The sequence below is a fragment of the Seinonella peptonophila genome (assembly GCF_900129355.1).
Classification (GTDB): domain Bacteria; phylum Bacillota; class Bacilli; order Thermoactinomycetales; family Thermoactinomycetaceae; genus Seinonella; species Seinonella peptonophila.
The window spans coordinates 1-3,118 of the sequence record NZ_FQVL01000030.1 but is presented as its reverse complement, the minus strand read 5'-3'; the positions used below and the strand labels follow the sequence as shown (position 1 = coordinate 3,118).

At 53.2% G+C, this 3,118-nt stretch carries 1 rRNA gene; it reads left to right on the top strand.

The features are described 5' to 3' along the window. The first annotated feature begins 116 nt into the window (after nucleotides 1–116). Nucleotides 117–3,066: ribosomal RNA gene (locus BUB71_RS18680) — 23S ribosomal RNA — on the top strand. The last annotated feature ends 52 nt before the right edge of the window (nucleotides 3,067–3,118 follow it).

The window sequence follows — 3,118 nt, the reverse complement described above, 5'->3', positions numbered from 1 at the left end:
AATCGAAAGGTGTTATATTATTGCTTGTCGCCGCAAGATGCGGCAAGACATCAAGTCGCACTTTGAAAATGAGATATGAAAAGAAAGTCATGTTGCAATCACCGAAAGAAACCGAGAGATAAGCTACTAAGGGCACACGGTGAATGCCTTGGCGCTAGGAGCCGATGAAGGACGGGACGAACACCGATATGCTTCGGGAAGCTGTAAGTGAGCGTTGATCCGAAGATTTCCGAATGGGGCAACCCACTCGCTGGAAGAGCGAGTACACCTACCTGAATCCATAGGGTGGAGTGAGGCAGACCAGGGGAACTGAAACATCTAAGTACCCTGAGGAACAGAAAGCAAACGCGATTCCCTGAGTAGCGGCGAGCGAAACGGGATTAGCCCAAACCAAAGGCTTGCCTTTGGGGTTGTAGGGCGTCTCATATGGAGTCAGAAAAGCGATGGATAGATGAAGTGGTTCTGGAAAGACCCGCCAGAGTGAGTGATAGCCTCGTAGTCGAAATCCGTTGCTCTCCGAGACCAACCCTGAGTACCGCGGGACACGTGAAACCCTGTGGGAAGCTGGGAGGACCACCTCCCAAGGCTAAATACTACCTAGCGACCGATAGCGAACCAGTACCGTGAGGGAAAGGTGAAAAGTACCCCGGAAGGGGAGTGAAACAGTACCTGAAACCGTGTGCTTACAATCAGTCAGAGTCTGTATCTTCTGATACGGATGATGGCGTGCCTTTTGCAGGATGAACCGGCGAGTAATGGTGTCGTGCAAGGTTAAAGCGATAAGCTGGAGCCGTAGCGAAAGCGAGTCTGAATAGGGCGATTCAGTACGACGTCATTGACCCGAAACCGAGTGATCTACCCATGTCCAGGGTGAAGTTCCGGTAACACGGAATGGAGGCCCGAACCCACTTATGTTGAAAAATGAGGGGATGAGGTGTGGGTAGGGGTGAAATGCCAATCGAACTCGGAGATAGCTGGTTCTCCCCGAAATAGCTTTAGGGCTAGCCTTGATGTTGCGAGTCATGGAGGTAGAGCACTGATTGGGTGAGGGGCCCTTCCCGGGTTACCGAGCTCAGTTAAACTCCGAATGCCATCGACTTACCATCAGGAGTCAGACTATGGGTGCTAAGATCCATGGTCGAAAGGGAAACAGCCCAGATCACCAGCTAAGGTCCCCAAGTATACGTTCAGTGGAAAAGGATGTGGAGTTGCGAAGACAACCAGGATGTTGGCTTAGAAGCAGCCATCATTCAAAGAGTGCGTAATAGCTCACTGGTCGAGTGACTCTGCGCCGAAAATGTATCGGGGCTAAACGTATCACCGAAGCTGTGGATAGTCAAGCTTCGCTTGGCTATGGTAGGGGAGCGTTCCAAGGGCGTTGAAGTCGTTTTGTAAGAAACGGTGGAGCGCTTGGAAGTGAGAATGCCGGTATGAGTAGCGAAAAGAGGGGTGAGAATCCCCTCCACCGAAAGCCTAAGGTTTCCTGAGCAAGGCTCGTCCGCTCAGGGTTAGTCGGGACCTAAGCCGAGGCCGAAAGGCGTAGGCGATGGACAACAGGTTGAGATTCCTGTACCACCTCGATCCATTTGACCGATGGGGGGACGCAGGAGGATAGAGATTCGCGCGACTGGATGTGCGCGTCCAAGCAGTGAGGCTAAGAGATAGGCAAATCCGTCTCTTTTTAAAGCCAAGCTGTCACGGGGAGGGAAATTTATAGTACCGAAGTTCTTGATTCCACACTGCCAAGAAAAGCCTCTAGGGAGGAGACAGGTGCCCGTACCGCAAACCGACACAGGTAGGCGAGGAGAGAATCCTCAGGTGCTCGGGAAAACTCTCGTTAAGGAACTCGGCAAAATGACCCCGTAACTTCGGGAGAAGGGGTGCCCCGTGTAGTGTACCTTCGGGTGCGCGAGGGGGCCGCAGTGAATAGGCCCAGGCGACTGTTTAGCAAAAACACAGGTCTCTGCGAAGCCGTAAGGCGATGTATAGGGGCTGACGCCTGCCCGGTGCTGGAAGGTTAAGGGGATGGGTTAGCTTTTGCGAAGCTCTGAACTGAAGCCCCAGTAAACGGCGGCCGTAACTATAACGGTCCTAAGGTAGCGAAATTCCTTGTCGGGTAAGTTCCGACCCGCACGAAAGGCGTAACGATCTGGGCGCTGTCTCGACGAGAGACCCGGTGAAATTGTATTGCTAGTGAAAATGCTAGCTACCCGCGACAAGACGGAAAGACCCCGTGGAGCTTTACTGCAGCTTGATATTGAATTGGGGTGTGGCTTGTACAGGATAAGTGGGAGTCTGCGAATCCGGCGCGCTAGCGTCGGGGGAGACATCGGTGGGATACCACTCTGGTCACATCCGAATTCTAACTCACGCCCGTCATCCGGGCGGAGGACCGTGTCAGGTAGGCAGTTTGACTGGGGCGGTCGCCTCCTAAAAGGTAACGGAGGCGCTCGAAGGTTCCCTCAGCGCGGTTGGAAATCGCGCCGATAGAGTGCAAAGGCAGAAGGGAGCTTGACTGCGAGACTGACAAGTCGAGCAGGGACGAAAGTCGGACTTAGTGATCCGGTGGTTCCGTGTGGAAGGGCCATCGCTCAACGGATAAAAGCTACCCCGGGGATAACAGGCTAATCTCCCCCAAGAGTCCACATCGACGGGGAGGTTTGGCACCTCGATGTCGGCTCATCGCATCCTGGGGCTGTATTCGGTCCCAAGGGTTGGGCTGTTCGCCCATTAAAGCGGTACGCGAGCTGGGTTCAGAACGTCGTGAGACAGTTCGGTCCCTATCTGTCGTGGGCGTAGGAAATTTGAGAGGAGCTGTCCCTAGTACGAGAGGACCGGGATGGACATACCTCTGGTGTACCAGTTGTTTTGCCAAAAGCATCGCTGGGTAGCCATGTGTGGACGGGATAAGCGCTGAAAGCATCTAAGCGCGAAGCCCCCCTCAAGATGAGATTTCCCATCCTTTTGGAGTAAGACCCCTTGTAGATGACAAGGTAGATCGGTCTGAGGTGTACGTGTGGTAACACACTTAGCTGACAGATACGAATCGGTCGAGGGCTTATCTAACCATTTTCTTTTGGTGTATGACTTTCTTTTCTACTCATTTTCAGAGTGTGAC